Below are 23530 nucleotides of genomic sequence, written 5' to 3' on the forward strand. Positions count from 1 at the left end.
ATGCCTAAAATTGTTTTTCTGCCTCATCAGGATCTCTGTCCGGATGGCGCAGTTCTGGAAGCTAAGAGCGGTGAAACCATTCTTGATGTCGCCCTGCGCGGCGGGATTGAGATTGAGCATGCCTGCGAAAAATCCTGCGCCTGCACCACTTGCCACTGTGTGGTACGTGAAGGTTTTGACTCGTTGCCGGAAAGCAGCGAGGAGGAAGACGACATGCTGGATAAAGCATGGGGTCTGGAGCCGGAAAGCCGCTTAGGCTGCCAGGCGCGTGTTACCGATGAAGATCTGGTGGTTGAAATTCCGCGTTACACCATCAACCACGCGCGGGAGCACTAATATGGGGCTGAAATGGACCGATAGCCGCGAAATCGGCGAGGCGCTGTACGACAGCCGCCCGGACGTAGATCCGAAAACCGTGCGTTTCACCGATATGCACCAGTGGATCTGCGAGCTGGAAGAGTTTGACGATGATCCGAATGCATCGAATGAAAAAATTCTCGAAGCGATTCTGCTAGTCTGGTTAGACGAAGCATCGTAATCATCAAACGGGCTGCCTTCGGGCGGCCCGTTTTCATGAACAGCCATAAGGATAAAAATAATGACAGAAGCTATGAAAATTACGCTGACAACGCAAAGCGCCGACGCGCGCTGGGGTGAAAAAGCCGCTTACAGCATCAATAACGACGGCATCGCACTGCATCTGACCGGGAAAGATGACTTAGGCCTGATCCAACGCGCCGCGCGTAAAATCGACGGCATGGGCATCAAGCATGTTGCCCTGAGCGGTGAAGGCTGGGATGCGGATCGCAGCTGGGCGTTCTGGGCCGGTTATAAAGGGCCAAAAGGCACGCGCAAAGTCGAATGGGCGCAGCTTAACGACGCAGAGCAAAAAGAGCTGGATAGTCGCCTGCTGGTGATCGACTGGGTGCGCGACACCATCAACGCCCCGGCGGAAGAGTTAGGGCCGGAGCAACTGGCGCAGCGCGCGGTCGATCTGCTGCACAAAGTCGGTGGCGATAACGTCTCGTATCGCATCACCAAAGGGGAAGATCTGCGCGAGCAGAATTATCTCGGTCTGCATACGGTTGGCCGTGGTTCCGAGCGCCCGCCGGTACTGCTGGCGCTGGACTTCAACCCGACCGGTAACCCGGACGCGCCGGTTTATGCCGCGCTGGTGGGCAAAGGCATAACCTTCGATTCCGGCGGTTACAGCATTAAGCCGACTTCCTCAATGGATTCCATGAAATCCGATATGGGCGGCGCGGCGCTGGTGACCGGTGCGCTGGCGTTTGCCATCCATCGCGGGCTGGATAAACGCATCAAACTGTACCTGTGCTGTGCCGATAACCTGATTAGCGGCAACGCCTTCAAACTGGGCGATATCATCCGTTATCGTAACGGTAAAACCGTCGAAATCATGAATACCGATGCGGAAGGGCGTCTGGTGCTGGCCGATGGCCTGATCGACGCTTCTGCGCAGAAACCAGAGCTGATTATTGATGCGGCAACGCTGACCGGTGCGGCGAAAACCGCGCTGGGCAATGATTATCACGCGCTGTTCAGCTTTGACGATGCGCTTGCCGGGCGTCTGCTCAGCAGTGCCAGCGCGGAAAACGAGCCGTTCTGGCGCTTGCCGCTGGCCGAATTCCATCGCAATCAACTGCCGTCTAATTTCGCAGAACTGAACAACACCGCGGGTGGTTCATTCCCGGCAGGGGCGAGCACGGCGGCCGGTTTCCTGTCGCACTTTGTTGAAAACTACCAGCAGGGCTGGCTGCACATCGACTGCTCAGCTACCTATCGTAAAGCGGCGGTTGAGCAGTGGGCCGCAGGGGCAACCGGCCTTGGCGTGCGTACCCTGGCGAATCTGTTAACCGCGAAGTAATCTTTTTTCCTCTCCCGCGAGGGGGAGGAAACTCTCTGGAACCACTATGTCAGAAAGCAAAAACGAATTAGAAACCCTGCTGGAACAGGCCGCGACTGAGCCTGCGTATCGTCCGGCATTTTTCCGCACGCTGCTGGAATCCACGGTTTGGGTGCCAGGCACGGCGGCGGAAGGTGAAGCCATTGTTGAAGACAGCGCGCTCGATTTACAGCACTGGGAAAAAGATGACGGCACATCCGTGATCCCGTTCTTTACCTCGCTGGACGCGCTGCAACAGGCAGTAGAAGAGGAGCAGGCGTTTGTGGTGATGCCCGCGCGTACGCTGTTTGAAATGACGCTCGGCGAGACGCTGTTCCTCAATGCCAGGTTGCCGACCGGCAAAGAGTTCACCCCACGTGAAATCAGCCACCTGGTGGGCGAAGAGGGCAGCCCTCTAAGCCAGCAGGAGGTGCTGGAGGGCGGCACGGCGCTGCTGCTTTCCGACGTGGCTGAACCGCCCGCGCAAATGGTGGATTCACTGACCACGCTGTTTAAAAGCATCAAAACCGTGAAGCGCGCGTTTCTCTGTTCAATCAAAGAGAAGGCCGATGAGCAGCCCAATCTACTGATTGGTATCGAAGCCGAAGGTGATATCGAAGAGATTATTCACGCCGCGGGCAGTGTGGCGACCGATACGCTGCCCGGTGATGAGCCGGTAGATATTTGCCAGGTCGTTGAAGGTGAAAAAGGAATTAGCCATTTTATGATGGCGCATATTACCCCTTTCTACGAACGACGCTGGGGAAGTTTCCTGCGTGACTTTAAGCAAAATCGCATTATTTAATTATCGGGCGGTATGTTATGTACCGCCTTCTATTATTTAAAAAATTGAATTATTAGCCTTTCATTAATAACGTCGTACGGCTTTCGCTGTAAATTCCATAAATTATGTATTAATCCCATACCTGTGATACGGTTCGTTTTTACGTTTCTTTACGGTTACTTTTTATGGACAAAAAAAGCCTGCTGTACTGCTTCGGCGTACCGTTAATTCTTTTCTTCTACGCCTGCTGGCAGAATATCCGTATTAACGAAGTGGATGTTTATCAGGTCACGCAATATGGTTTTGTCGGTCACAGTGTATTTGCCGATATGTCGCGCCAGATCCTCGCCAAAGCCGGTATGTTGTTTTCCCTGTTGGGCTTGATTGCCAGTACCAGCGCGGTAATTCTCTGTATTTTAAGCGTACGGAAAGCCCGTATATCTGCGGAAAAGCTCATTGCTGCGTTTACCCTTTGTCGCAAGTTACTGCCATTTATTATGGTTGGCGTAATGGCGTCGATTGGTTTCGCGCTGGTCTGCGTACTGTTATATGAAGTGTGCTGGATCTACACGCTCGGCAGGGCGAGCGCCTTTAATATCAAACTGGTGATATTTGTTTTGCTGATCATTGGTTCGCTGGTATTTATGGTGCTGAAAAGCCTGTTCTTACTAAAACGCTGCTTTGCGCTGTTTGAGCCACAAGATATGCAGGTTCATGGTGCAGCTGTTTCTGAGGCCGACGCGCCGGAACTGTGGCGCTGGGTCAGAGAATTAGCCCAGCGCGGGCAGGCTATTGTGCCGGATAATATTGTTGTCGGTTTATTTGAGGGTTTTTACGTCACCGCAAGCCCGGTGCAAATTGAAAATGGCGCGCGGTTAACCGGCAACACGCTCTATTTCCCGCTCAGCTACGCCGCGTTTATGAATAAAGACGAAGTGGCTGCCGTGATTGGTCATGAGTTGGGACATTTTTCCGGTAATGACACCGTCTACACCCTGCATTTCGCCGGGCTGTATGCCGGTATGGAAAACAGTCTCGACTACTTTTATCGCGATGTGGCGAGCAGCGGCTGGCTTGAGCGGCTGGCGCTCAACCCGACTATTCATCTCGGCCTCTGGTTTTACCGTCAGTTCCATGAAACGGTCAATGGCTGGAGCCGCGTACGCGAACTGGCGGCGGACGCTGCGGGCGCGCGTACCAGCTCGCCGCAGGCGCTGGCGGCCTCGCTCCTGCGTTTTTCTGCGCTCAATGAACGCTTTAACGCGCCGATGGAGCTGTTCTTTAATCGCAAACTTGAGACGCACGATCTGGTGCACAGCCTGTTTGCTTCGCTGCGTGAGGGCGGACGTTTTGATGTTGCCGCCTCGCTTGAGCAGGAACTGGCGCATCCAACAGACAGCCACCCGCCGACGCGCGTGCGTATCGAGCAACTGAATGTGCCGCTGGATGAAACGCTGCTGGCCAGGGCGTCGCGCCCGGCGGATGAGGCGGATTACCAGTGGATGCGCAGTTTATTCCGTGATGCTTCGGCTTTATCAGCCGCGTTAACCGCTGGCATGGCGAGCAATGTGGAAGCACATTATGACGCTTATCAGGCCGAATTAGAGAATCTGGCAGCACACTCCACGGAAAGCGTCGTTGTCTCGCTGCGTAAGAAAAATTTCTGGCTGTTCCTGGTGCTGTCGGTGCTCTGTGTTGCCGGTGCCGGTTTAGTCCTCACGCTGAGCATCCAGTGGAACGCCACCGCCAATCCCTCAATGGAGAAGATAATTTTTGGGCTGGCCGTTGGCGGGCTGATCTTTGGGCTGGGAAGCTGGACGATGTATACGCGCGTGCGCCAGCCGCTGTTCACACTGACGGCACAAGGCATCGAAAGCTATCAGCTCAGCGCGCCGCTGTTGCTGGCGGAGATTGAAAACATTGATATTCGTAGCGTTAATGACTGGGTATTTATCGATCTCTACTGGCGGGAGGGTTATCAGCCACCTACCTGCACCGTGGGGCGTTTGTTCCGCAATTTTGTTGTTGATCCGAAGAAGCGCAAAGTGGTGATAAGCCTGCCCGGCGGGGTGTTGAAAGGCGCACAGCGGGAAAAAATGCCGATTGAGGAGCTGTATGTCGCGCTTCATGAATACATTCAGACGGCCTGGGCGCGGCGTGAACTGAGCCATTCGTAATGCGCGCATTTGTTGATGCTTGCCGCATAGCGGCAAGCCTTATTGCGTCGCTTCCAGCAGCAACAGATCCATCAGCAGCACCAGATTTGACTCGAACGAGGTGATCCCGGCGGCTTCAGCGGCAAAATGCACCGCTTCGTCGTACAGCGCGAAATGGATATCCGCCATCTCCGCCAGCGGGTTTACCGACGCGCGGGTAAATGCCACCACCGTCATACCGACCGTGCGCGCAATACGCGCTTTATCCAGCACTTGTTCCGTTTCACCGCTGCGGGAGACGGCAATAAACACCTGGTAGCGCGCCGCGTTACTGAGAAAGATATTCCGGCTGTCGCCCGGCCCGGAAATAAACGCCGTCTTGCCCAGCACCTGTAATTTCTTGGTCAGATACTCAGCAAACAGATAGGAAAACCCGGCACCATACAGAAAAAAGCTCTCCTGCTCATGCAGCAGGGCGGCAAAATGCTGCCGTTTTTCCGCGCTCACCCACTGAAACGTGCGCTGATAATTCGCCATAAACTGCGCGAAAGCGGCGGGTAGCTCGGCGGGTTCACTGTGTGGCCCGGTAATGTGCGGCGTGTCTGCCAGCCGCTGTTTGCAGTGCCAGATAAACTCGCTATAGCCACTGAAACCGAGCTTCTGGCACAGGCGAATAATGGTGGCGGTGGAGACAAATGTCGCCTGCGCCAGTTCGCGTACCGTGATGTTCCCCACCAGCAACGGGTGTTCCGTCAGATGCGCAAGAACGCGATATTCCGCGCGGGTCAGCGATTCCCCGCGCGTCAGCAGTGGTGCCAGTCGGTTGTCCATTTACGCCGTTTCGATGGGTAAATCGTCGCGCGCGCCCCATTCACTCCAGGAGCCGTCATACAGCGTCACGTTACTTGCACCAAGCGTTTCCAGTGCAAGGATCACCACCGATGCCGTCACGCCGGAGCCGCAGCTGGCGATAATCGGTTTGTGCAGATCCACACCCTGACGGCGGAAAATCGCCGCCAGCTCATCGGTGGTTTTCAGTTCACCTTCAACGACTAAATCGACCCACGGTACATTCAGCGCGCCGGGGATATGGCCGCGCTTCAGGCCCGCGCGCGGTTCATCCACTTCGCCATTAAAACGCGGAGCAGGGCGTGCATCGACAATTTGTGCCGTGCCTTCGTGGCTCGCCAGCAGCACGTCGGTCAGTTTTTTCACTACGTGAGGGTCGAAATTGGCATTGAAGTCGGACTCCGGCAGCGGCACGTCGCCTTTTTGCAGCGGCAGGGCATCGCGCTGCCAGCCTGCCAGCCCACCGGCCAGAATCGAGACATTTTCCACGCCGTGATTACGTAACATCCACCAGGCGCGCGGGGCAGAGAAGAGATTGCCTTCGTCATACACCACCAGATGTTTATCCTGGCTGATGCCCAGTTCGCGCATCGCCACGGCGAACGCTTCCGGGCGCGTCAGCATATGCGGCAGCGGCGTGGTGTGATCGGAAAGGGCTTCGATATCAAAAAAGACCGCACCGGGAAGGTGCCCGGCGCGGTATTCCGCTCTCATGTCACGATGCTCCTGACCCACTGGCGCCATCCGCGCATCAATCAGCTGGATTTCGGGATCATCGCTGTGCTCTATCAGCCAGTCGGCCGCGACAAAAAACGAGGTGGACATGGTTGTCTCCGTGTCATCAACAGTAACCTGAATTGTTAACGTTTTTTCATGACCCGACAAGCCGACTTCGCTAACGCCGCGAGCGACCTCGTTATTTTTATGCTGGTTTGCCGTTTTCCCATGCTTTTTGCAGCGCTGGCCAGTAGTCACGGTTGGCTTCGATCATCTCATCAAGAATCGCTTTCGCGTGCTGCATGGTCGGTACGGTGCGGTTGAGGGTAAATGCCTGTAGCGCTTTCTCGTAACTGCCTTCAATGGTGGCTTCTACCAGCAGTTGTTCCGACGCCAGTTGTTGCATCAACAAGGTCTGATGAAACAGCGGCACCGCGCCCATCCGCACTGGCTCCGGCCCTTCACTGGTGATATAAGCCGGGACTTCCACCATCGCATCGTAAGGCAGGTTAGCAATCGCCCCTTTGTTTTCCACAATCACCAGGTGACGCTGGCGCAGGTCAAAAGCCAGCGAACAAGCGACATCGACGATAAACGCGCCGTGTACGCCAACATGGAACGCATCCGGCAGAATGCCGGTGCGCTGATATTCCGCCGCGGCGGCAAACAGTTTTTTCTCGCGCCCGTCCATCACTTCATTGGCTCGGGTGTAATCAGCGTTTTGATGCGCAACGATGTCGTTTGGCATCAGGTAATACTGCAAATAGGGGTTCGGCAAAAATTCCGGGAAGTGATCCATGATCGGCTTGATGTTGCGCCAGGTTTTTACCCACGACGGATCCGAGTGTTGCGGATCGGTTTGCGCGGCATCTTCAGTTAACAGACCAAAACGGGCGACGTGCTCGCGCAGCTCCGGCAGCCGGTCTTCACCATCGACCCGCACTTTGGTAAACCAGCCAAAGTGATTCAGACCGAAGTAATCCACCTCCAGTTTGTGGCGATCAACGCCGAGGATCGCGCCCATATTGCGCATTGCCGCCACCGGCATATCACAAATATTCAGCACGCGTGCGTCGGGACGCAGACGGCGCACCCCTTCGGCGACAATCGCTGCCGGGTTCGAGTAGTTAACGATCCAGGCGCTTTTATCGGCGTAACGTTCCACCAGATCTATCAGTTCTACCATTGGCAAAATGGTACGCAGCCCGTAAGCCAGCCCGCCAGGCCCGCAGGTTTCCTGACCCACCACGCCATGGCGCAGCGGGATCTTTTCATCCTGCTCGCGCATTTTGTACTGCCCGACGCGCATCTGCGCGAAGACAAAATGTGCGCCGCGAAACGCCGTTTCCGCATCACGGGTGACGGTAAATTTAATGCTCTGGCTGTGGTCACGGATCACTTTTTCCACCACCGGCGCGATGGTGTTTTGCCGGGTTTCATCGATATCGTAAAGGCGGATTTCCGCCAGCGGAAAATCTTCCAGTCTCACCATCAGGCTTTTGACAATGCCCGGGGTGTAGGTGCTGCCGCCACCGGCGATCGATAAAATAAACGGGGGTTTAATCATTTCTGGACTCCTTTAGAGAAACATCTCAACCGCTTCTCGCATTTTTTTGACATGCAGCCCGTAGACCACCTGAACGTTATTACCTTGTTTAATCACGCCTTTCGCGCCTGTCGCTTTTAGCTGCGGCTCATTAATTACCGCGGTGTCTTTCACCGTGACGCGCAGGCGGGTGTAGCAGTTATCCACCACTTCAATATTGGCGCGCCCGCCCAGCCCTTCGATAATCGCTTCGCCAACTGCGTCGTTATTGCCTTTTGCCTGGTAATCCTGCTTGCTGTAAAGGCGCGTCTCTTCGCTGTCATCCTCACGCCCTGGCGTTTTCATATCGAAGCGCAAAATCAGGAAGCGGAAGATAACGAAGTAGAGGGCGAACATGATGAGCCCGACGAGGATGTACATCGGCCAGTTGGATTTCACGGTGCCGAGCGGCAGGTTGTAGAGAATGAAATCGATAATGCCATTCGCGCCGATGGCGTGAACGCCAAACAGGGAAAACAGCATCATGCCAATGCCGGTCAGTACGGCGTGAACCACAAACAGCAGCGGCGCGACAAACAAGAACGAAAACTCAATCGGTTCGGTCACACCCACCAGCAACGAGGTGAGCGCAGCGGGGATCAAAATGGCTTTTGCTGCGGCTTTGCGTTCCGGTTTCGCGGTGACATACATCGCCAGCGCGGCGGCGGGCAGGCCGAACATTTTACTGATGCCGCGTGCATCCCACACCGCCGTGCTGCTTAATTGCGTAACGCTCGGGCAGGCCATTTCCGCGAAATAGATATTGCGTGCGCCCTGGTAGGTGCTGCCGCAAACATCTGCCGTACCACCTAACTCCGTGTACAGAAACGGTGTGTAAACCAGGTGATGCAGCCCGGTCGGCACCAGAATGCGCTCCAGAAAACCGTACACCGCCACACCAAATGGCCCGGCACCTTTGATCGCCAGCGCCAGCGTGCTGATGCCGTGCTGGGCAAAGGGCCATAACTCACTCATCACCACGCCGAGCACGATGGATACCGGCAGCATAATAATGGCGACAAAACAGTGGCCGGAGTAAATCGCCATCGCGCCGGAAAACTGTACGCCGGAATATTTATCGTACAGATAGCCCGACAGCGCGCCGGTGAGTATGCCAGCGAAAACGCCCATCTCCAGCACCTGCACGCCCAGCACCATGCTTTGCCCGGCGGCTTTCATCTGCGCGGCCGGAGCCAGCGCCCCCTGCATCTGCAGAGTGACATTCATGGCGTTGATGAAAACAATAAACGTCACCAGACCAATTAACGCGGCATAGCCTTTATCCCGCGAAGCCAGCCCGACCGGGATGCCGACAGCAAACACCAGTGCCAGGTTAGCCAGCACGGAGACGGCGGATTTGGCAATGAGCTGACCGACGTTTTGAATAAACGGATGACCAAGAAAGGGTAAATATTCGGCCAGGTTGCCGTTGCCAAAGATATTTCCGAAGGCAATAAACAAACCGACGATGGGCAAAATGAGCACCGGACCAAAGAGGGACTTACCAAAATTTTGTAGGGCATTCACGGCTCTGGACATAATGTTCTCTCTTATTAGAACCGCGCACAAAGGTGCACAGACCGCTTAACGTTAGCAGCCAGTGGTAAGAAATATCCAGCTATCTTATTGTTTTAAAAACAAATGACTCATAAGGTAACATGTTACATTACGGGCTGTGATCGGCTTAACAGCGAGGGTGAAGAACGTTAAGTGCGCTTTGCGAGGCGCTTTCCAGAATTCATCGACGCTTTTGTAATTGTCACGGTTGCGCATAATAATGTGTGAGCCTCTTTCAACAGGTTACTTAACCAGGGATAACGAATGAAACCGCTACGTCTTGCGGCGCTGACTCTTGCGCTCGTCACCACTTTTACGCTCGCGGGCTGCGATGATAACGATAAGCCTAAGGCCGCCAGTGCTCCCGAATCGAAGGCTGCGCCTGCGCCAGAGCAAAAAACACCGGCGGCGATCCCACAGGATAAAGCAAAACTTGCTGAGCTTGCCGCACGCAGCGAAGGCAAACCGTTAACGCTGCTGGATGCCTCAGAAGTGCAGCTTGACGGCGCAGCGACGTTGGTACTGACCTTCTCGGTGCCGCTGGATCCAGACCAGAACTTTGCTTCCGCTGTGCATCTGGTGGATAAAAAAAGTGGCAAAGTGGATGGTGCCTGGGAGCTGGCGCCTAACCTGAAAGAGTTGCGCCTGCGCCATCTCGAACCAAACCGTGAGCTGCTGGTATCGGTCGATAAAGGGTTGCTGGCGCTTAACAAGGCTACGTTCGGTAGCGATTACGAAAAAACAATCACCACCCGCGATGTGCAACCGAGCGTCGGTTTCGCCAGCCGTGGTTCGCTGCTGCCAGGCAAAGTAGTGGACGGGCTGCCGGTGATGGCGCTGAACGTGGACAACGTTGACGTCAATTTTTACCGTGTGAAACCGGAATCGCTGGCCGCGTTTATCAGCCAGTGGGAGTACCGCAGTTCGTTGTCGAACTGGGAATCGGAAACGCTACTGAAAATGGCCGACCTGGTTTATACCGGTCGTTTTGATCTCAACCCAACCCGCAACACGCGTGAAAAACTGCTGTTGCCACTGGGCGGTATTCAGCCGTTACAGCAAACCGGCGTTTACATCGCGGTGATGAACCAGGCCGGACATTACAACTACAGCAATGCCGCCACCCTGTTCACCCTCAGTAACATTGGCCTTTCTGCGCACCGTTACCACAACCGGCTGGATATCTTCACCCAGGGGCTGGAAAACGGCGCTGCGCTCTCCGGCATTGAAGTGATGTTGCTGAACGAGAAAGGGCAAACCCTGGCGCAGGCCACCAGCGATAGCGATGGTCATGCCACGCTCAGCACCGATAAAGAAGCGGCGTTGATCCTCGCGCGCAAAGCGGGTGAAACCACGCTGCTGGATCTGAAATTACCGGCGCTGGATCTCGCCGAGTTCGCCATCGCAGGCGATCCTGGCTACAGCAAACAGTTCTTTATGTTTGGCCCGCGCGATCTCTACCGCCCGGGTGAAACGGTGATCCTTAATGGCCTGTTGCGCGACAGCGACGGCAAGCCGCTGGCAGAGCAGCCGGTAAAACTTGAGGTGGTAAAACCGGACGGGCAGGTGATCCGCACGGTGGTTAGCCAGCCGCAAAACGGGCTGTACCAGTTTACTTACCCGCTGGAAGCCAGCGCGCAAACCGGTATGTGGCATATCCGTGCGAACACTGGGGATAACCTTTCCCGTGAGTGGGGTTTCCACGTTGAAGATTTCATGCCAGAGCGCATGGCGCTGAACATTACGCCGCAGCCAGAGCCTGTTGAGCCCGCCGCAGATGTGGTGTTTAACATTGATGGTCACTATCTGTATGGCGCGCCGGCCAGCGGGAACAGTCTGCAAGGCCAGCTGTTCCTGCGCCCGCTGCGCGAAGCCGTTCCGGCACTGCCGGGCTTCCAGTTTGGCGACATTGCCGAAGAGAATCTAAGCCGCAGCCTGGACGAAGTGCATCTGACGCTGGATAAACAAGGGCAGGGCGAAATCACCACGTCGAGCCAGTGGCAGGATTCGCACTCACCATTGCAGGTGATTTTACAAGCCAGCCTGCTGGAGTCTGGCGGTCGCCCGGTGACACGCCGCGCAGAACAGGCTATCTGGCCCGCGCAAGTGCTGCCGGGCATTCGCCCACAGTTTGCCTCCAAAGCCGTATATGACTATCGCACTGACACCACCGTGAACCAGCCGATAGTCGATGAGGGCAGCAATGCCGCTTTTGACATCGTCTATAGCGATGCCAGTGGCGCGAAAAAAGCGGTCAGCAATTTGCAGGTGCGCTTGATTCGTGAACGCCGCGACTACTTCTGGAACTGGTCGGAAAGCGAAGGCTGGCAATCACAATTCGACCAGAAAGATCTGGTCGAGGGCGAACAAAGCCTGACGCTCAAGGCAGATGAAACTGGAAAAGTCAGTTTCCCGGTGGACTGGGGTTCCTATCGTCTGGAAGTGAAAGGGCCGGATGACACCATCAGTAGCGTGCGCTTCTGGGCCGGTTACAGTTGGCAGGACAACACCGATGGCGCCGGTGCGGCAAGGCCGGATCGGGTGACGATGAAACTGGATAAACCGGCCTACAAACCGGGCGATACCATCAAATTGCACGTCACCGCGCCTGCCGCTGGTAAGGGCTATGCAATGATCGAATCCAGTGAAGGTCCGCTGTGGTGGAAAGAGATCGATGTGCCGGCAGAGGGCGTTGATCTGAGTATTCCTGTCGATCAGAAGTGGCAGCGCCACGATCTCTATATCAGCACGCTGGTGGTGCGCCCTGGCGACAAATCGAAATCCGCCACGCCAAAACGCGCGGTAGGTTTACTGCATCTCCCGATGGGCGATGAGAACCGTCGCCTTGACGTGACGCTCAGTGCGCCGCAAAAAATGCGTCCTAATCAACCGCTGACGGTGAAAGTCAAAGCGGCGGTGAAAAACGGCGCCACGCCAAAACAAGTTAACGTGCTGCTTTCTGCTGTGGACAGCGGCGTGCTGAACATTACCGATTATGTGACGCCGGATCCGTGGCAGGGCTTTTTCGGCCAGAAACGCTACGGTGCGGATATTTACGATATTTATGGTCAGGTGATTGAGGGGCAGGGACGTCTGGCGGCGCTGCGCTTTGGCGGCGATGGCGACGAGCTTAACCGTGGCGGCAAACCGCCGGTCAACCATGTCACCATTATTGCTCAGCAGGCACAGCCGGTAACGCTTGATGAAAATGGTGAAGGGACGGTGAGCTTGCCGATTGGCGATTTCAACGGCGAGCTGCGCGTAATGGCTCAAGCCTGGACGGCGGAAGACTTTGGTAGCACCGAAAGCAAAGTGATTGTGGCCGCGCCAGTGATTGCCGATCTCAATACCCCCCGTTTCCTTGGCAGCGGCGATACCTCGCGCCTGACGCTGGATCTGACTAACCTGACCGATCAACCGCAAACGCTCACTGTCGCGCTGACGGCGAGCGGCCTGCTGGGACTGGAAAGCGGTCAACCGGAGCCGGTTAAGCTCTCTGCCGGCGAGCGCACCACGCTGTTTATTCCGGTGCGTGCGCTGGAGGGATTTGGCGATGGCGAGATTAGTGCGCAAATCAGTGGCCTGACCCTACCGGGTGAAACGTTCGCACCGCAGCAAAAGCAGTGGAAAATCGGTGTACGTCCCCCGTTTGCGGCACAGACTGTCAATAGCGGTGTGATGCTCAATCCGGGCGAGAGCTGGCATACGCCTGGGCAGCATCTTGCCAATATTTCACCGGTGACCTTGCAAGGTCGCTTACTGCTTAGCGGCAAGCCGCCGCTGAATCTGGCGCGCTACATCGAAGAGCTGCGTGCTTATCCGTACGGCTGTCTTGAACAGACCACCAGCGGGCTGTTCCCGTCGCTTTATACCAATGCCGCGCAGTTGAAAGCGCTGGGTATCAAAGGCGACAGCGATGAGCAGCGCCGCGCGGCGGTGGATTTGGGTATCTCCCGCCTGCTGCAGATGCAGCGCGAAGATGGCGGTTTCGCGTTGTGGGATAAGAGCGGGCCGGAGGAGTACTGGTTGACGGCCTACGTCACCGACTTCCTGGTAAGCGCCTCTGCGCAGGGGTATAGCGTGCCTATGGACGCACTGAATAACGCCAATAATCGCCTGCTGCGTTATTTGCAGGATCCGGCGGCTATATCCATTCGCTATAGCGATGACGTTCCGGCAACCAAGTTCGCGGTACAAAGCTATGCCGGTCTGGTGCTGGCGCGCCAGCAGAAAGCACCGTTAGGCGCACTGCGTGAAATCTGGCAACGTCATGAGCAGGCTAAAGCGGCGCTGCCGCTGATGCAGCTGGGTGTGGCGCTAAAACTGATGGGCGATGCGCAGCGCAGCGAACAAGCGTTAGCATTGGGGCTGAAAACGTCTCGCCTGCAGTCCGGGCTCTGGCTGGCGGATTACGGCAGCGAACTGCGTGATAACGCATTGATCCTGGCGCTACTGGAAGAGAACAACCTGCTGCCACAGGAGCAGCCGCGTCTGCTGGCGACGCTCGCCGAGCAGGCTTACGGTCAGCGCTGGTTGTCGACACAGGAGAGCAATGCGCTATTTATGGCCGGGCGTAACCTGCAAAACGCCACTGGCGCGTGGCAGGCACAAACCTCTCTGGATGCCGCGGGGCTCAGTGGCGATCGTCCGCAGAGCCGTAATCTCAGTGCCGATCAACTGGGGGCATTGCAGGTTACCAATAGCGGCAGCACACCGCTATGGTTGCGTCTCGACAGTACCGGTTATCCGGAGCAGGCACCCGCGCCGTCCGGGAAGGTATTAAAAATTGAGCGTACGTTCCTCGGAACCGATGGCCGCAGTAAATCACTTTCGTCACTGAAAAGCGGTGAACTGGTGCTGGTGCGTCTCGACGTGAACGCCAGCCAGAACGTACCGGATGCACTGGTGGTTGATTTACTACCCGCCGGGCTGGAGCTGGAAAACCAGAACCTCGCCGATAGCAGCGCCAGTCTGCAAGATAGCGGCAGTGAAGTGCAGGATCTGCTTAATCGCATGCAACAAGTGGATATTCAGCATATGGAGTTTCGTGATGACCGATTTGTTGCAGCGGTGCCGGTAAACGCAGGGGAGTGGGTCACGCTGGTTTACCTGGCGCGCGCGGTCACGCCAGGCTCTTATCAGGTTCCCGCTCCGCAGGTGGAGTCAATGTATGTTCCGCAGTGGCGGGCAACCGGTGCGACCAGTGGTCCGCTGATTATCGTACCGTAACGTGAGGATCGTACGTCTGATACGCACCCGCTGGCGCTGGCTGGTGGGTGGTCCGCTGCTGTTGGTGTTGGGCGTTATGGCTGCCGACAAGATCTGGCCGCTGCCGCTGAGCGAAGTCGATCCGGCGCGGGTGGTGGTGGCCGAAGACGGTACGCCGCTGTGGCGCTTTGCCGATGCCGATGGTATCTGGCGCTACCCGGTCACTATCGAAGAGGTATCGCCCCACTATCTGCAGGCGCTGATCCAGTATGAGGATCGCTGGTTCTGGGCGCATCCCGGGGTGAATCCCCTGTCGATTGCGCGCGCAGCCTGGCAGGATCTGCGTTCCGGCCATGTCGTTTCCGGTGGCAGCACGCTGACCATGCAGGTTGCTCGCCTGCTCGATCCGCATCCGCGCACCTTCGGCGGCAAGGTACGCCAGCTGTGGCGGGCGCTGCAACTGGAGTGGCACCTCTCAAAACGTGAAATACTCACCCTTTATCTGAACCGCGCCCCGTTTGGCGGCACGCTGCAGGGCGTGGGCGCAGCGAGTTGGGCTTATTTGGGTAAACCGCCTGCGAAACTCAGCTATTCCGAAGCGGCGCTGTTAGCGGTTTTGCCGCAGGCACCCAGCCGTTTACGTCCGGATCGCTGGCCGCAACGTGCGCAGGCCGCGCGCGACAAAGTGCTGGAGCGCATGGTGTCGCAAAAGGTGTGGTCGGCAACGCAGGTGGCGGAGTCCCGCGAGGAGCCGGTCTGGCTGGCGCCGCGTCAGATGCCGCAACTGGCACCGCTATTCGCCCGGCGGATGCTTGGTGAAAGCAAGGCACTGAAAATCACCACCACGCTGAATGCCAACCTGCAACGTCAGCTTGAAGATCTGGCGTTAAATGTGAAAAGCCGCCTGCCGGCGCGCAGCTCGCTGGCGATAATCGTCGTTGACCACACGGATATGAAAGTGCGCGGTTGGGTTGGCTCCGTGGATATCAATGACGACAGCCGTTTCAGCCATGTGGATATGGTTAGCGCCGTTCGTTCGCCGGGCTCGGTGTTAAAACCTTTTATTTATGGCCTCGCGCTGGATGAAGGGCTGATTCATCCGGCCTCACTGTTACAGGATGTGCCGCGCCGGGTGGGCGATTATCGGCCCGGTAATTTTGACAGTGGTTTCCATGGCCCGGTAAGCATGAATGAAGCGCTGGTACGCTCCCTTAATTTACCGGCGGTGCAGGTGCTGGAAGCCTACGGGCCGAAAAAATTTGCCGGAAATCTGCGTAACGTTGGTTTGCCGCTGATTTTGCCGACCGGGGCGGAACCAAATCTGTCGCTCATCCTTGGCGGCGCGGGTGCGCGGCTGGAAGATATTGCGGCTGCTTACACCGCGTTTGCCCGTGAGGGGAAAGCGGGAAGCCTGCGCCTGACCCCCAACGCCCCGCTGATGGAGCGGCGATTGATGTCGCCGGGCGCGGCGTGGATTATTCGCCGCATTCTCGCCGGAGAAGCACAACCGGTGCCCGACGAAGCGTTGCCGCAGGTGGTGCCGCTGGCGTGGAAAACCGGTACCAGTTATGGCTATCGCGACGCCTGGGCGATAGGGATTAATGCCCGCTACGTGATAGGCATCTGGACGGGCCGACCTGACGGCACGCCCGTTGCCGGGCAGTTCGGTTTTGCCAGTGCGGTGCCGTTACTTAACCAGGTCAATAATCTGTTGCAGCCGCGCTCAGCGCTTGAACAGGCGAGACTGCCGCGCGACCCGCGCCCGCAAACGGTCAGCAGCGGCGTCATCTGCTGGCCGGGTGGGCAAAGCCTGCCGCCTGGTGACAGCAATTGTCGCCGTCGACTTACCACCTGGCTGTTGGACGGTAGCCAGCCGCCAACGCTGCTATTGCCGGAGCAGGAAGGCGGGCATGGGATCAATTTCCCGCTCTGGCTGAATAAAGAGGGGCGCAGGGTTGCCGCAGATTGCCCGGAGGCGCAGCAGAAAACATGGATTGCCTGGCCGCTACCGCTGGAGCCGTGGTTACCTGCCGGTGAACGCCGCGCTGCCCGTTTACCAGCGGCGGATAAACGCTGCCCGCCTCGTGACGATAACGCACCGCCGCCACTGTTATTAAGCGGCGTGCGTGAGGGTGCGGTTATCAGACGCATACCCGGCCAGGCGTTTGCCTTGCTGCCGCTACAAAGCAGCGGCGGCGAAGGCAGTCGCTGGTGGTTTTTGAATGGCGAACCGTTAGCCTCGCATAACAACTTATTGAGCCTGAAACTTGATAAAAGCGGGGAGTATCAGTTATTGGTTATGGATGACGCAGGGCAGATTGCGACAGTACAGTTTGCGGTGCAATAACCAATGAAATGGCGCTGTTGGCGGGGAGTGTTGCTAAAAATAGTCTCATTTTAAAAAAATGTTACCTTCATCCATAGGCAACGCCCGTATTGCTCTTTATAATCCGCGCCACACCTATTCAGGGCAACAGAACAACTTACAGAGGTAAACATGGCTATTGAACGTACTTTTTCCATCATTAAACCGAACGCGGTGGCAAAAAACGTTATTGGCAGCATCTTCTCTCGCTTTGAAGCGGCAGGGTTCAAAATTGTCGGCACCAAAATGCTGCACCTGACCGTTGAGCAGGCGCGCGGTTTCTATGCCGAGCACGAAGGTCGCCCGTTCTTTGACGGTCTGGTTGAGTTCATGACTTCCGGCCCGATCGTGGTTTCCGTACTGGAAGGTGAAAACGCGGTGCAGCGTCACCGTGACCTGCTGGGCGCAACCAACCCGGCTAACGCGCTGGCAGGCACGCTGCGTGCTGATTACGCAGACAGCTTCACTGAGAACGGCACCCATGGTTCTGACTCCGTTGAATCCGCTGCGCGTGAAATCGCCTACTTCTTCGCCGAAGGCGAAGTGTGCCCGCGCACTCGTTAATCACTCGTTAAACGTGTAACGAGGTTTACACTTTAATTTGTGAAAAGCCGCGTGCAAACGTGGTATCTGTGCGTCAGAATTTGTACAATGCTGCGCCCCAGGATGAGCCGATGCTTTCCTGGGGCGCTTCTTTTTAACCCTCCACGGGCCACAACGTGTAATAACGAGGCCGGAATACATTATGACTGAACAAATTGTCATGCCTGAGAACGACGCTCTCACGGTGCCAAACAAAGATGCAAAAATTAACCTGCTGGATTTAAACCGTCAGCAGATGCGTGAATTTTTCAAAAACTTAGGCGAAAAACCCTTCCGCGCCGATCAGGTGATGAAGTGGATGTACCACTATTGCAGCGACGACTTTGATGAGATGACCGACATCAACAAAGTGCTGCGCAACAAATTAAAAGAAGTCGCCGAAATTCGTGCGCCGGAAGTGGTGGAAGAACAACGTTCCTCCGACGGCACCATCAAGTGGGCGATTGCCGTGGGCGATCAGCGCGTTGAAACCGTCTACATCCCGGAAGAGGATCGCGCGACGTTGTGCGTCTCTTCCCAGGTAGGTTGCGCGCTGGAGTGCAAATTCTGCTCCACGGCTCAGCAGGGCTTTAACCGTAACCTGCGCGTTTCGGAAATTATCGGCCAGGTGTGGCGCGCGGCGAAAATTATCGGCGCGGCGAAAGTCACCGGCAGCCGCCCCATTACCAACGTGGTGATGATGGGCATGGGCGAGCCGCTGCTCAACCTGACCAACGTCGTTCCGGCGATGGAGATTATGCTGGATGATTTCGGCTTTGGTCTCTCCAAACGTCGCGTAACGCTCTCCACCTCCGGCGTGGTTCCGGCGCTGGATAAACTGGGCGATATGATTGACGTTGCGCTGGCTATCTCTCTGCATGCGCCAAATGACGAAATTCGCGATGAAATTGTACCGATCAACAAAAAGTACAACATCGAAACTTTCCTCGCCGCCGTTCGCCGTTATCTGGAAAAATCCAACGCTAACCAGGGCCGCGTGACCATCGAATATGTGATGTTGGATCACGTCAACGATGGCACTGAACATGCGCACCAGTTGGCGGAGTTGCTGAAAGATACACCGTGCAAGATTAACCTGATCCCATGGAACCCGTTCCCGGGCGCGCCGTATGGCCGCAGCTCTAACAGCCGTATCGATCGCTTCTGTAAAGTGCTGATGAGTTATGGTTTCACCACTATCGTGCGTAAAACGCGTGGCGATGATATCGATGCCGCGTGTGGACAGCTGGCGGGCGATGTGATTGACCGTACCAAACGTACGATGCGTAAGCGTATGCAGGGCGAGCCTATTGAGATCAAGGCACTATAATCATAAGTTGCAGCGCGAAGAATATGCTGCATTTTGTGAAAATGTCGACTATTTGGCCTGTACACATACAGGCCATTAATAATTACGGTGCGTTTCTCCTGACTTTAAGGCAGTATGTAGTGATGGAACAATGGTTTAGCAAAAAGTGCTGAAAGCTGTTCTGTTATGACGAGCCTGACAGTCCTATACTGTGGGCCAGGTTTAACCGACCCGGTTTTTTCGCGGCGCGTGTAGGCATTGCGGTTATGCGCGCCTGAATGTTTAATTTTCACGTACCAGTAGTTGTAGCGAATGAATACTGAAGCCACTCACGACCAAAATGAAGCACAAACCACTGGCGTACGTCTGCGCAACGCCCGTGAACAACTTGGACTCAGCCAGCAAGCGGTTGCAGAGCGCTTGTGCCTGAAGGTCTCCACGGTACGCGATATCGAAGAGGACAGGTCCCCCGCCGATCTGGCTTCGACTTTTGTACGCGGTTACATCCGCTCCTATGCCCGCCTTGTGCACATCCCTGAAGAAGAACTGCTGCCGATTCTTGAAAAACAAGCGCCGGTCAGAGCGGCGAAAGTTGCGCCAATGCAGACTTTTGCTTTAGGCAAACCGCGTAAAAAACGCGGTGGCTGGATGATGAGTTTTATCACCTGGCTGGTGTTTCTGGTCGCAATCGGCCTGACAGGCGCATGGTGGTGGGATAACCACAAAGCGCAGCAGCAAGAGATCACCAACATGGCCGATCAATCTTCTGCGGAATTGAACGCGGGCAACAGCAACGCGCAAAGCGTACCGCTGAATAACGACACGGCTGCAGCAGACCCGGTTGATAATTCCGGCACGCCTGTTGAAGCGCCAGCCCCGTCGGCGACGGCACAAACACCAGCCGCCAGCGCGCCGCAAACCCCTGCTACTACCGCAAACCAGAACACCGTTGTTGCACCGTCGCAGGCGAATGTCGACGCCATGCAGCAGCCTGCCGCTCCAGCGAATACTGCACAGCTCCCGACCAGCCAGGCCGGTGTCGCAGGTGCGCAAGCAGATACTAACGCACTGGTGATGAACTTTACTGCCGATTGCTGGCTGGAAGTGAGCGATGCCACCGGGAAGAAATTATTTAGTGGCTTGCAACGTAAAGACGCCACGCTCAATTTAACCGGTCAGGCGCCATATAAGCTGAAAATTGGCGCGCCGTCAGCCGTTCAGATTCAGTATCAGGGTAAACCTGTCGATCTGAGCCGTTTTATCAGAACTAACCAGGTTGCGCGTCTGACCCTCAATGCCGAACAATCAGCAGCACAGTAACAGACGGGCAACGCGGGAGATTTTTCATGCATAACCAGGCCCCGATTCAGCGTCGGAAATCGAAACGGATTTACGTTGGTAATGTGCCCATTGGCGATGGCGCGCCCATCGCCGTACAGTCCATGACAAACACCCGTACCACGGATGTTGAAGCTACGGTCAATCAAATCAAAGCGCTTGAGCGCGTCGGCGCGGATATCGTCCGCGTCTCCGTCCCGACCATGGACGCGGCGGAAGCATTCAAGTTGATCAAACAGCAAGTGAGTGTCCCGCTGGTTGCGGACATCCATTTTGACTATCGCATTGCGCTGAAAGTCGCCGAATATGGCGTTGACTGCCTGCGCATTAACCCCGGCAATATCGGCAACGAAGAGCGAATTCGCACCGTTGTTGATTGCGCGCGCGATAAAAATATCCCTATTCGCATTGGTGTTAACGCCGGTTCGCTGGAAAAAGATCTGCAGGAAAAGTATGGCGAGCCAACGCCGCAAGCGCTGCTCGAATCCGCCATGCGTCATGTCGATCATCTCGATCGCCTGAATTTCGATCAGTTCAAAGTCAGCGTGAAAGCGTCGGACGTATTCCTCGCTGTTGAATCCTATCGCCTGCTGGCAAAACAGATCGATCAGCCGTTGCATCTTGGCATCACCGAAGCCGGTGGCGCACGTGCAGGTGCGGTCAAATCTGCAATCGGTCTGGGCTTACTGCTTTCAGAAGGCATTGGCGACACGCTGCGTATTTCGCTGGCTGCCGATCCGGTGGAAGAGATCAAAGTCGGTTTTGATATCCTGAAATCGCTGCGCATTCGCTCGCGCGGCATTAACTTTATCGCCTGTCCGACCTGTTCCCGCCAGGAATTTGACGTTATCGGTACGGTCAACGCCCTTGAACAGCGGCTGGAAGATATCATCACGCCGATGGATGTCTCCATTATCGGTTGCGTGGTAAATGGCCCAGGCGAAGCGCTTGTTTCCACGCTGGGTGTGACCGGCGGCAACAAGAAAAGCGGCCTGTACGAAGATGGTGTGCGCAAAGACCGCCTGGATAACAGCGATATGATTAGCCAGCTTGAAGCGCGCATTCGCGCGAAAGCATCAATGCTGGATGAAGCGCGTCGTATCGATGTGCAACAGGTAGAAAAATAAGGTTGCTGGGAAGCGGCAGGCTTCCCGTGTATGATGAACCCGCCCGGCGCGACCCGCAGTTCGTCGCGGCCCTGAGGGTTCATTTTTTGTATTAATAAAGAGAATAAACGTGGCAAAAAATATTCAAGCCATTCGCGGCATGAACGATTATCTGCCTGGCGAAACCGCCATCTGGCAGCGCATTGAAGGCACTTTAAAAAACGTGCTCGGCAGCTACGGTTACAGTGAAATCCGTTTGCCGATTGTAGAGCAGACCCCGCTGTTCAAACGCGCGATCGGTGAAGTGACCGACGTGGTTGAAAAAGAGATGTATACCTTTGACGATCGCAACGGCGACAGCCTGACATTGCGTCCCGAAGGTACCGCGGGCTGCGTACGCGCCGGCATCGAGCATGGTCTGCTGTACAATCAGGAGCAGCGCTTGTGGTACGTTGGGCCGATGTTCCGCTACGAGCGTCCGCAGAAAGGGCGCTACCGTCAGTTCCATCAGCTGGGTGTGGAAGTGTTTGGTCTGCAAGGGCCGGATATCGATGCCGAGCTGATTATGCTGACCGCACGCTGGTGGCGCGAGCTGGGCATTGCTTCGCACGTTGCGCTCGAGCTCAACTCTATTGGCTCTCTTGAAGCGCGCGCGACCTATCGCGATGCGCTGGTGGCTTTCCTTGAGCAGCATAAAGATAAGCTGGACGAGGACTGCCTGCGTCGTATGTATACCAACCCGCTGCGCGTACTGGATACCAAAAACCAGGACATTCAGGCGCTGTTGAACGATGCACCGAAACTGGGTGATTACCTTGATGACGAGTCCCGCGAACACTTCGCAGGTCTTTGCGCATTCCTTGATGCGGCGGGTATCGCTTATACGGTGAACCAGCGTCTGGTGCGCGGTCTGGACTACTACAACCGCACTGTTTTCGAGTGGGTAACCACCAGTCTTGGCGCGCAGGGCACTGTTTGCGCAGGTGGTCGTTATGACGGCCTGGTTGAGCAGCTTGGCGGTCGCGCGACCCCGGCGGTTGGCTTCGCAATGGGTCTTGAACGACTTGTTTTGTTAGTTCAGGCAGTTAATCCGGAATTTAAAGCAGAATCCGTTGTCGATATATACCTGGTGGCGTCTGGCGCCAATACGCAATCCGCTGCTATGCAGTTGGGTGAACAGGTGCGCGATGCGTTACCTGGCGTACGGCTGATGATGAACCACGGCGGCGGCAATTTTAAAAAGCAATTTGCCCGCGCGGACAAGTGGGGCGCTCGCGTCGCACTGGTGCTCGGTGAAACTGAAATTGCCGACGGTAATGTTGTGGTGAAGGATTTACGCTCTGGTGAGCAGAGTACGGTAACGCAGGAGAGCGTTGCGGCGCATTTGCGCACACTACTGGGCTAATCTCCCCGGTGAATTATCGTTAAGGAGAAGGACTGCGTGGAAATTTACGAAAACGAAAACGACCAGGTAGACGCGATTAAGCGCTTCTTTGCCGAGAATGGTAAAGCGCTGGCCGTTGGCGTCGTTTTGGGTATTGGTGCGCTGGTTGGCTGGCGCTACTGGAACGGCCATCAGGCGGACACGGCGAGAGCCTCTTCACAGGCTTATGAAAACGCGGTTGCCGCGCTTTCGGCGGACAAACCAGAGTCGTTCACCGCGGCGGAAAAATTCGCGGCTGACAACAAAAACACCTACGGCGCGCTGGCGTCGCTGGAGCTGGCGCAGCAATACGTTGAAAAGAACGAACTGGATAAAGCCGCCGCTCAGCTGCAGCAAGGGCTGGCTGCGACGAATGATGAAAATCTCAAGTCGATAATCAATGTGCGTCTGGCGCGCATTCAGGTACAGCAAAAGCAACAAGACGCTGCGCTGAAAACGCTGGATGCTGTCAAAGCGGAAAGCTGGTCAGCGATTGTTGCCGATCTGCGTGGCGAAGCACTGCTGAGCAAAGGCGATAAACAAGGTGCGCGCACCGCATGGGAAAACGGCATTAAAAACAATGCTTCTCCTGCGCTGAGTGAAATGATGCAGATGAAAATCAATAATTTGTCCATCTAAGAGGGACCC

General features: G+C 56.0%; 17 protein-coding genes. 13 read left to right on the top strand and 4 right to left on the bottom strand.

Going from position 1 to position 23530, the window contains the following annotated elements; genetic code table 11:
- The 5 genes from fdx to O3S68_RS00280 all read left to right on the top strand — a co-directional run bounded on the left by fdx (position 1) and on the right by O3S68_RS00280 (position 4864).
- Positions 1–336 carry an ISC system 2Fe-2S type ferredoxin gene (gene fdx / locus O3S68_RS00260; protein ID WP_017459006.1) on the top strand — a complete coding sequence of 112 codons (336 nt, stop codon included), beginning with the start codon at positions 1–3 and terminating at the stop codon, positions 334–336.
- Between the two features lies 1 nt (position 337).
- Positions 338–538, top strand: a complete 201-nt coding sequence (gene iscX, locus O3S68_RS00265; RefSeq protein ID WP_007370809.1) for a Fe-S cluster assembly protein IscX — start codon at positions 338–340, stop codon at positions 536–538.
- 60 nt (positions 539–598) lie between these two features.
- A complete protein-coding gene (gene pepB, locus O3S68_RS00270) occupies positions 599–1885 on the top strand; it encodes an aminopeptidase PepB (RefSeq protein ID WP_045510439.1) in 1287 nt (428 codons plus the stop codon).
- Between the two features lie 46 nt (positions 1886–1931).
- Positions 1932–2708: an enhanced serine sensitivity protein SseB gene (sseB, locus tag O3S68_RS00275; RefSeq protein WP_269230567.1), complete on the top strand. Its 777-nt coding sequence runs from the start codon at positions 1932–1934 to the stop codon at positions 2706–2708.
- Between the two features lie 164 nt (positions 2709–2872).
- Positions 2873–4864, top strand: coding sequence for a M48 family metallopeptidase (locus O3S68_RS00280; RefSeq protein WP_269230568.1), 1992 nt, complete (start codon positions 2873–2875; stop codon positions 4862–4864).
- 39 nt (positions 4865–4903) lie between these two features.
- Here O3S68_RS00280 and O3S68_RS00285 read toward each other — a convergent pair whose 3' ends face one another.
- The 4 genes from O3S68_RS00285 to O3S68_RS00300 form a co-directional block, all read right to left on the bottom strand.
- Entirely contained in the window at positions 4904–5674 is a 771-nt protein-coding gene (locus O3S68_RS00285) for a MurR/RpiR family transcriptional regulator (RefSeq protein ID WP_020454721.1), read from the bottom strand.
- Complete coding sequence (sseA, locus tag O3S68_RS00290; protein WP_045510426.1) at positions 5675–6517, bottom strand: 3-mercaptopyruvate sulfurtransferase; 843 nt, start codon at positions 6515–6517, stop codon at positions 5675–5677. It abuts the gene before it with no gap.
- A gap of 97 nt (positions 6518–6614) precedes the next feature.
- Positions 6615–7976 carry a 6-phospho-alpha-glucosidase gene (locus O3S68_RS00295; protein ID WP_269230569.1) on the bottom strand — a complete coding sequence of 454 codons (1362 nt, stop codon included), beginning with the start codon at positions 7974–7976 and terminating at the stop codon, positions 6615–6617.
- Between the two features lie 12 nt (positions 7977–7988).
- Positions 7989–9533: a PTS transporter subunit EIIC gene (locus O3S68_RS00300; protein WP_045510423.1), complete on the bottom strand. Its 1545-nt coding sequence runs from the start codon at positions 9531–9533 to the stop codon at positions 7989–7991.
- Positions 9534–9815: 282 nt separating this feature from the next.
- Here O3S68_RS00300 and O3S68_RS00305 point away from each other — a divergent pair, with 282 nt between their 5' ends.
- From O3S68_RS00305 to O3S68_RS00340, 8 genes are all read left to right on the top strand, one after another.
- Positions 9816–14780, top strand: coding sequence for an alpha-2-macroglobulin family protein (locus tag O3S68_RS00305; protein WP_269230570.1), 4965 nt, complete (start codon positions 9816–9818; stop codon positions 14778–14780).
- 1 nt (position 14781) lies between these two features.
- Positions 14782–17106: a peptidoglycan glycosyltransferase PbpC gene (pbpC, locus tag O3S68_RS00310; RefSeq protein WP_269230571.1), complete on the top strand. Its 2325-nt coding sequence runs from the start codon at positions 14782–14784 to the stop codon at positions 17104–17106.
- Between the two features lie 150 nt (positions 17107–17256).
- On the top strand, positions 17257–17688 hold the full coding sequence (ndk, locus tag O3S68_RS00315) for a nucleoside-diphosphate kinase (protein ID WP_017458995.1): 432 nt from the start codon (positions 17257–17259) through the stop codon (positions 17686–17688).
- 181 nt (positions 17689–17869) lie between these two features.
- Positions 17870–19036, top strand: a complete 1167-nt coding sequence (locus O3S68_RS00320) for a bifunctional tRNA (adenosine(37)-C2)-methyltransferase TrmG/ribosomal RNA large subunit methyltransferase RlmN (RefSeq protein ID WP_045510414.1) — start codon at positions 17870–17872, stop codon at positions 19034–19036.
- A gap of 291 nt (positions 19037–19327) precedes the next feature.
- Positions 19328–20335, top strand: a complete 1008-nt coding sequence (rodZ, locus tag O3S68_RS00325; protein WP_020454714.1) for a cytoskeleton protein RodZ — start codon at positions 19328–19330, stop codon at positions 20333–20335.
- 26 nt (positions 20336–20361) lie between these two features.
- On the top strand, positions 20362–21480 hold the full coding sequence (ispG, locus tag O3S68_RS00330; RefSeq protein ID WP_017458992.1) for a flavodoxin-dependent (E)-4-hydroxy-3-methylbut-2-enyl-diphosphate synthase: 1119 nt from the start codon (positions 20362–20364) through the stop codon (positions 21478–21480).
- Positions 21481–21589: 109 nt separating this feature from the next.
- On the top strand, positions 21590–22864 hold the full coding sequence (gene hisS / locus O3S68_RS00335) for a histidine--tRNA ligase (protein WP_020454712.1): 1275 nt from the start codon (positions 21590–21592) through the stop codon (positions 22862–22864).
- 36 nt (positions 22865–22900) lie between these two features.
- Positions 22901–23521 carry a YfgM family protein gene (locus tag O3S68_RS00340; protein ID WP_017458990.1) on the top strand — a complete coding sequence of 207 codons (621 nt, stop codon included), beginning with the start codon at positions 22901–22903 and terminating at the stop codon, positions 23519–23521.
- Positions 23522–23530 lie beyond the last annotated feature (9 nt).

The sequence above is a fragment of the Kosakonia sp. SOY2 genome, from assembly GCF_027109175.1.
Classification (GTDB): domain Bacteria; phylum Pseudomonadota; class Gammaproteobacteria; order Enterobacterales; family Enterobacteriaceae; genus Kosakonia.